Raw genomic sequence first — 8,130 nt, 5'->3', positions numbered from 1 at the left:
TGTTGACCTTGGTGACCTCACTGGGCAGTGTCATGTTGCCTCGGGTATCGAGCCTCTTATCCTCAGGAGACCACAAGGCTGTCAATAAGATGCACCAAATGTCCTTTTTGATTTATAATTTGGTCATTTTCCCCATTATTGCCGGCATGCTAATCGTCAATGATGACTTTGTTCAATTCTTCCTAGGGAAGGACTTCCAGGATGCGCGTTATGCCATTGCCATCATGATTTTTAGAATGTTCTTTATCGGATGGACCAATATCATGGGGATTCAAATTCTGATCCCTCATAATAAAAATAAAGAATTTATGATTTCGACTACTGTACCTGCCATTGTCAGTGTCGGATTGAACCTCATCTTCCTACCAAAACTGGGCTTTATTGGAGCTGCGATTGTCTCAGTGTTGACAGAAGCTTTGGTATGGGGGATTCAACTCTACTTCACACGAGCTTATCTTAAAGAAGTGCCAATTATAGGCTCAATGATGAAGATTGTGCTCGCTTCAGGCCTCATGTATGGTCTCTTGCTACTAGTCAAGTCCATTGTCCATCTTTCGCCGACTCTGAATGTCGTTCTCTATGCTGGACTAGGTGGGGTCATCTATGGAACCTTGATTTTGCTCTTCAAGGTGGTGGATGTGAAAGAGTTGAAACAGCAATTTACGAAACGTGCATAGAGCAAGACTCATCCATAAAGATGGAAGAGGTACTTGCTAGACGAAATAATGGTAACTATGAAAAGAGAGGCCGAGAAAGGAAAGATAAAAGATTCTTGATCAGCTTGGATATAAATTGTGAGATGGACACTTCTGTCTGGCACAAGACGAACCTGTCTCTTGTTATCCGTGCTTTCTTGTTTTTTATCAATGTATTATCAATATGTTAAAAATGAAATTTGACGACCTCCTCGTTAGTGTTGTCGTAGCTATCGTCATATTCTTTAATACCCTATCAACAACGATGTTGAATAAAGGGATTTTTCACATGAATGCAAGCACTCTTTTATTAGTAGTCTTGCTATTGGCATTGCGATTTTGGAACAAGATTCATGTTTCTTATACGTACTTGCTATTTTCATTAGCCTTGCTATCAATTGGTGTCCTCGTATATGTGAAAACTGGTAGACTCAATTTTTTAGTCTATTCCTTATTGATGTCCTTGTTAATAAGTGCAGATAGGAAGGTTGTTTTACGGACCTATATCTTTGTTGGTGGAAGTGTTCTTGTATCAGTCTTCTTCCTGTCTCTTTTAAAAGTTATTCCGAACTTGCAATATAGTCGGGGAGGCGTTATTCGGAATTCCTTTGGGTTTATCTATCCTACGGATTTTGCCTCGCACTGTTTTTATCTTTTCATAGCGATTTCTTATCTGTTGAAGAATCGTTACATCTGGCTACGGACCCTGAGTGGGCTTTTCTTGGCCGTCTTTCTCATCAAGTTTTGTGACGCTCGGATGAATGCTTACTCATTGCTGGTGGGGACCTTGGTTTTTGTTTTCTTTTATTTAACCAAGGAAAAGAAAATTGGACTCTATGCCCTCATGCCCTACTCAGCTGTGCTCTTTTCTTCCCTTATTCTCTATCTGACTTATCACTTCTCATGGACTTCGCCTTTCTATGTAAAAATCAATCAATTTATTACAGGACGCTTAGGCTTAGGGAAAAATGCCTTTAATTTATACGAATTGAATTGGTTTGGAACCAGAGGCGTTCAATTTATTGGTTCAGGGGGAAGTACAGAGTCTGTTCTCAGCTACAACTACGTTGATTCTTCCTACGTTCAAATGCTCTTCACTTATGGTATTATTCCGGTACTTGCCTTGATTTTAATTTATGTTCTAGTATCTAGGGATGAGTTCAAGAAAGGGAGATATCTTTACGTTGCTATTCTTTCTTTGATCACTGTCAACTGTATGATTGAAGCCTTTTGGTTTGTACCTTCTTATAATATTTTTATGTTTATCCTTTTCACTCGAAACACGGTGGATGTTAACTCATCGACAACAGTCGGTGAGTCAGCATTAAGTTAGTGATAATCTCAGCAGTCGTTGGGGGACTCATATAAGGTAAAGAATACGATTGTTGAACATGTTTTTGTATCAGTTCGAAGCATGCTAAGTTAAAAACTGATGACTATATTTTTAATAGGGAGACAACTATGTACGATTATCTGATTGTTGGTGCTGGTTTATCGGGGGCAATTTTTGCTCATGAGGCGACCAAGCGTGGTAAAAAAGTAAAAGTCATTGATAAACGGGACCACATTGGTGGGAATATCTACTGTGAAGAAGTGGAAGGGATCAATGTTCACAAGTATGGTGCCCACATTTTCCATACGTCTAACAAAAAAGTGTGGGACTATGTCAATCAGTTCGCTGAGTTTAACAACTATATCAACTCACCGGTGGCTAACTACAAGGGCAGTCTTTACAACCTTCCTTTCAATATGAATACCTTCTACGCCATGTGGGGAACTAAGACTCCTCAAGAAGTCAAGGATAAGATTGCCGAGCAAACGGCTGACATGAAGGATGTTGAACCGAAAAACTTGGAAGAACAAGCCATCAAGTTGATTGGTCCAGATATCTACGAAAAATTGATCAAGGGCTATACAGAAAAACAATGGGGACGCTCTGCAACGGACCTCCCTCCTTTCATCATTAAGAGGCTTCCAGTTCGTTTGACCTTTGATAATAACTACTTTAATGACCGTTACCAAGGGATTCCAATCGGTGGCTATAACGTCATCATCGAAAACATGCTGGGTGATGTGAAAGTAGAGCTTGGAGTTGACTTCTTTGCCAATCGTAAAGAACTGGAAGCATCCGCAGAAAAAGTAGTCTTTACAGGGATGATTGACCAGTACTTTGACTACAAACATGGGGAGTTGGAGTATCGCAGTCTTCGATTTGAACACGAAATCTTGGATGAGGAAAACTATCAAGGGAATGCCGTGGTCAACTATACCGAGCGTGAGATTCCTTACACTCGGATCATTGAGCACAAGCACTTTGAGTATGGGACTCAACCGAAGACGGTGATTACCCGGGAATACCCAGCTGACTGGAAACGGGGAGATGAACCCTACTATCCAATCAATGATGAAAAGAACAACGCTATGTTTGCCAAGTACCAAGAAGAAGCCGCTAAAAATGACAAGGTGATCTTCTGTGGGCGCCTAGCAGACTATAAATACTACGACATGCACGTGGTTATTGAGCGTGCTCTAGAAGTCGTAGCAAATGAATTTGATTGAAAGAAACAGTGATTCATGAAGTATTTTCTAAAAGAAGAGTTTTTAAAAGATTCTGGAGCTCGAAACGCCGGGAACAAGGCTAGAAATGATGTCGAAGAGATCGTCAAACGAGAAGGCTATCAACCCTTGTTGTTAACAGTTGAGGATTGGTACCAAATGGGAACCGTTAAAGCCCAACAGCATAAGGCGAAAGCGCTGGCTCAAGCTTTTTCTCAGTTGAAATCAGGGGATCAATTATTAATTCAATTCCCCATGCTCCATCATAGTTTTTTCACCACTCGGTTGGTAAGAAAAATCCAGCGAAGAGGGGTACAAGTCTATTTTATTATCCATGATTTGGAAGCTTTGCGCTATGCCAATCTGGATACAGTACCTTTGAAACATAAGATTCGAGTCCATCTTCAAGAATCAAGTCTATTGAAGGTAGCTGATGGAGTGATTGCTCATAATCCGATTATGAAATCAGTATTGGTGGAGAAGGGGATCCCAGAGCACAAACTAGTTAGTTTAGAAATTTTTGACTACCTCATTCCGAATTACCAAGAGAAAGATGGTCTATCAAAGGATCAACCAATCATTGTAGCAGGGAATTTAGCCCAAGAAAAAGCAGGCTACCTTTATCAATTGCCTGCTAGACCGGCCTACAATCTCTATGGTGTCGGCTTTGACGAGAGCAGAGAACTTGCTAACGAGACCTATTTTGGCTCCTTCCTGCCTGATGAGCTTCCTGCAGCCCTTGAAGGTGGCTTTGGTCTTGTCTGGGATGGGGATAGTGCGGAAACCTGTAGTGGTGTTTTTGGCGAATACCTTCGCTACAACAACTCTCACAAGGCGTCGCTTTATCTAGCATCGGGCTTCCCGCTTGTCGTGTGGAAACAGTCAGCCTTGTCTCACTTTGTGCTTGAGAAGGGCTGTGGGATTGCAGTAGAGTCGCTTTATGACTTGAAGGAGACAATCGACAATCTTTCAGATGCTGATTACCAAGACTTGGTGGATAATGCCAAGCGTGTTGGTCAGGAAATCCGAGATGGTCATTACTTAAAGACGGCCTTAAAGCATTTATCATAAGATCAAAAGAAGTCAGACAGACTTCTTTTTTTAGTTTTTCAAAAAAATATCACTAATTTTAAAAATTTGCCTTATGAAACTTTTCATCGTTAAAACCGTGTGGTAAAATGATTAACGTATAAAATTTGTATAAAGGGAAGTTTATATGAAAAAGAAAGATCTTATTTTTTATGCCGGAGCGGCAGTCTTGATGGCTGTATCTGCTCAGGGAGTCAGTGCAGATGAGCTGGTTTCAAACGAAGCCACTACTACTGAAGGCAATCAAATCCAAGCTGAAACAGCGGCAGAAGTAGCCGTTGCTGAAAAGTCGGTAGCACCAATCGCAAGTAACTATGCTGCACCAGCAAATGTGACCGAGCAGCCTGCGGCACCTGCGAGCAAGGTTGTGGCTTCAGAAAGTGGGACCTCATCTGTAGAGAAAGCGGTAGAAGCATCGACTACTGAGAAAGAAGAAACTCCTCTTCCGTCTGATACAGGAAGCACGACCTTCTTTAACACAGGCACTCACGCTCCAGCTGGTCGCTCAACAGATGTGGCGGTTCAGCCAAAATCATTCGTTGATGTGAGTAGCCACAACGGGGATATTAGTATTGGCGACTACCGTACCCTAGCTAATAAAGGCGTGGGCGGTGTCGTTGTCAAATTGACAGAAGATACTTGGTACAAGAACCCGAATGCGGAGAACCAAATTCGCAATGCGCAAGCTGCAGGTCTACAAGTATCGACCTACCACTTCTCACGCTATACTTCTGAGGAAGCAGCGCGTGCAGAAGCACGATTCTACATTTCAGCGGCGCAACGCTTGAATCTTCCAAAGAACACCCTCATGGTCAATGACTTTGAGGATGCCAAGATGCAGCCAAACATCAACCGCACCACCCAAGCTTGGGCAGATGAAATGCGTAAAAATGGCTACACCAATTTGATGTTCTACACCAGTGCTAGCTGGTTGGATGAAAACAATCTTCGCAAGAAAGGTCCAGTCAACACCTCTCAATTTGGCCTTCAAAACTTCTGGGTTGCCCAATACCCTTCTCCAAAACTGTCTGTAAACGATGCGAAAAGCTTGCGTTACAATGGGAAAGCTGGCGCGTGGCAGTTCACTTCTCAAGCGGAATTGCTTCCAGGAAAACACCTCTTTGACCACAGTGTGGACTATACCGGTCGCTTTACAGCGAACGCAAAACCTGCAGCGGATCCAACAGAAGGCAGCTTAAGTGGGAAGATTGACATTGTCAATAACGATACTATGACGGGTCGCTTTGACGTTGTCATCTCAAATGTCAAGGCACCAAATGGAGTTCGAACCGTTTCTGTACCGATCTGGTCAGAAACAGGTGGTCAAGATGACCTTGTTTGGTATACAGCCAATCGTCAAGCAAATGGGACCTATACCGTCAATGTAAAAGCGGCGGACCATAAAAACTCAACCGGTCTTTACAATATCCATCTTTACTATGTTCAGAACAATGGACAAATGACGGGTGTGGGTGGAACAACGACGACAGTAGCCATTGGAAAGAAAAATCAGACTCCGGTTTCAGCGGATCTGACTATTGCAAAATCAGAAAAAGACGGCACCTTCACCATTACTGCTAAAAATCTTCAAGGTTTCGATGGCTACAAGGAAGTGAAGATTCCATTCTGGTCTCATGCCAATGGGATGAAAGACATTATCTGGTACACTCCGACTCGCCAAGCAGACGGTTCATATACTGTAACAGCCAAAGCTAGTGACCACGAAAACGCTGATGGCAAATACGAAGCGCAGGTCTTCTATGTAGACGCCCAAGGTCAAAACAAATTTGTGAAAAAGGCCTTTATCGATTATACGACGACAAAACTGGCCAATGCTGTCGCAGCTGATCTGACTATTACAAAATCAGAAAAAGATGGCACCTTCACCATTACAGCTAAGAACCTTCAAGGTTTCGATGGTTATAAAGAAGTGAAGATTCCATTCTGGTCTCATGCCAATGGAATGAAAGATATCATCTGGTACACTCCAACTCGCCAGGCAGACGGTTCATATACTGTAACAGCTAAAGCTAGTGACCACGAAAACGCTGATGGCAAGTACGAAGCGCAAGTCTTCTATGTGGACGCCAAGGGCCAAAACAAGTTTGTGAAAAAGGCCTTTATTGATTATACAGCTTCTAAACCATCTGCCGATCTGATCATTACGAAATCAGAAAAAGATGGCACCTTCACCATCACAGCTAAGAACCTTCAAGGCTTCGACGGCTACAAGGAAGTGAAGATTCCATTCTGGTCTCATGCCAGTGGGATGAAAGATATCATCTGGTACACTCCAACTCGTCAAGCAGACGGTTCATATACTGTAACAGCCAAAGCTAGTGACCACGAAAACGCTGATGGCAAGTACGAAGCGCAGGTCTTCTATGTGGACGTTCAAGGCCAAAACAAGTTTGTCAAGAAAGCCTTTATTGATTACAAAAATCAATCTCGTCCAACCGGCACTCTCTTGATCCAAAACAACAACAAGGATACAGGTACCTTTGATGTCATCATCAAGGATGTCTACAGCCCCAAAGGGGTGCAGACCGTTCAGGTTCCTAGTTGGTCTGATAAGGACGGACAAGACGACATCCGCTGGTATGAAGCGACTCGCCAAGCGAATGGGGACTACAAGGTATCTGTCAAAGCGAGCGATCACAAGAACTCTACTGGTAAGTACCATATTCACCTTTACTATATTCAAAATGATGGTTCTCGTGTGGGTGTCGGTTCAACGACTACAGAAGTTGAGTTCCGAAATGCCCAGACCAAGACGCAAGCTGCTATTAAGAATGTCAATTCTGGTGCTGGAACCTTTACGGTAACGGTGGACCAAGCACCTCAGGGACGTCAGATTAAGAATATTCGTGTCGCAGCTTGGTCTAAAGCGCACCAAGAAAATCTTTACTGGTATTCCGCAACACCGACAGGTATGCATACAGAGATCACTGTCTCTGCCAATAATCACGGTAATGAAGCGGGCAACTATACCACTCACGTCTATGTAGATTACAAAGATGGGGGAGTTGAAGGTTTTAACCTCGGTCAGACAGCCTTGTCTCCACGAAATCAAAAGGTAAATCCACAAACAACCTATTATTCTCAACGGGACCCTCGTTGGGGAGCAAAATGGTATGGTGTGAGCAATATGGACCAATCCGGGTGTGTTCCAACTTCTTTAGCGATGGCATTTACGGATATTCTCGGAAGAGAAGTGCTACCCACGACAGTAGCGGATTATCTGTATTACAATACCAATTCCTTTAATAAAATTGCTGTAGCTGGAACTGATGCAGATGGACTAGTGGCTGCTACTAAGCATTGGGGATTGACGAGCCAAATGCTTACAGGGAAAGATGCAATTGCAGCTACCTTAGTATCAGGAAAACACGTTCTTGCTGCAGTTGAGGAAAGCATCTTTATCAATGCTCCTTATACGCATGAAATTGTCTTGCAGGGCTACGATAATGGGAAAACTTATGTAAGAGATCCATTCAACCCTGCTAATAACGGTTGGCATTCTATTGATTACATCTTCTCGGTAAAAAGTACAGATCCAATTGATGCAAAATTAGGATCGCCATTTTTCAGTGTTTTTGCTTAGCTACTTCTAAAAAAGTAAGTAAATTTTATTCAATGGCAATCAGGTATAATCCATTTTGTTTTGGAAAAACGAGTATTCTCATAGACGGAGATGCTCGTTTTTAATTTAAAAATATAGGGACTTACTGAATCAACCAAGAACTTTTTTTTCTACTTCAACTTATACTTTTTATAGAGGTTCCTTGAT

At 42.4% G+C, this 8,130-nt stretch carries 5 protein-coding genes; all 5 read left to right on the top strand.

The window, feature by feature from the left end:
* A partial coding sequence (locus tag ACLOR3_RS02635) for a lipid II flippase MurJ (protein ID WP_412036964.1) occupies positions 1 to 677 on the top strand: 677 nt, incomplete at its 5' end.
* A 202-nt stretch (positions 678 to 879) separates the two neighbouring features.
* Positions 880 to 2,028, top strand: a complete 1,149-nt coding sequence (locus ACLOR3_RS02630) for a polysaccharide polymerase (RefSeq protein ID WP_411400157.1) — start codon at positions 880 to 882, stop codon at positions 2,026 to 2,028.
* 128 nt (positions 2,029 to 2,156) lie between these two features.
* The gene (gene glf / locus ACLOR3_RS02625) at positions 2,157 to 3,254 is read left to right on the top strand and encodes a UDP-galactopyranose mutase (RefSeq protein ID WP_411400156.1); all 1,098 of its coding nucleotides are present in this window, start codon (positions 2,157 to 2,159) and stop codon (positions 3,252 to 3,254) included.
* Between the two features lie 15 nt (positions 3,255 to 3,269).
* A complete protein-coding gene (locus ACLOR3_RS02620; protein ID WP_411400155.1) occupies positions 3,270 to 4,322 on the top strand; it encodes a glycosyltransferase in 1,053 nt (350 codons plus the stop codon).
* Between the two features lie 145 nt (positions 4,323 to 4,467).
* Positions 4,468 to 7,944 (top strand): GBS Bsp-like repeat-containing protein, encoded by a 3,477-nt coding sequence (locus ACLOR3_RS02615; protein WP_411400154.1) that lies wholly within the window; start codon positions 4,468 to 4,470, stop codon positions 7,942 to 7,944.
* The last annotated feature ends 186 nt before the right edge of the window (positions 7,945 to 8,130 follow it).

It is taken from the genome of Streptococcus intestinihominis, from assembly GCF_046824975.1.
GTDB lineage: Bacteria > Bacillota > Bacilli > Lactobacillales > Streptococcaceae > Streptococcus.
Note: the sequence above shows the minus strand (reverse complement) of the source record. Positions and strands in the feature narration are given on the sequence as shown.

What these genes read in the sequence shown, in the direction of transcription:
- ACLOR3_RS02630 (WP_411400157.1), top strand. Translation starts at nt 880, where the DNA reads ATGTTAAAAATGAAATTTGACGACCTCCTCGTTAGTGTTGTCGTAGCT.
- glf (WP_411400156.1), top strand. Translation starts at nt 2,157, where the DNA reads ATGTACGATTATCTGATTGTTGGTGCTGGTTTATCGGGGGCAATTTTT.
- ACLOR3_RS02620 (WP_411400155.1), top strand. Translation starts at nt 3,270, where the DNA reads ATGAAGTATTTTCTAAAAGAAGAGTTTTTAAAAGATTCTGGAGCTCGA.
- ACLOR3_RS02615 (WP_411400154.1), top strand. Translation starts at nt 4,468, where the DNA reads ATGAAAAAGAAAGATCTTATTTTTTATGCCGGAGCGGCAGTCTTGATG.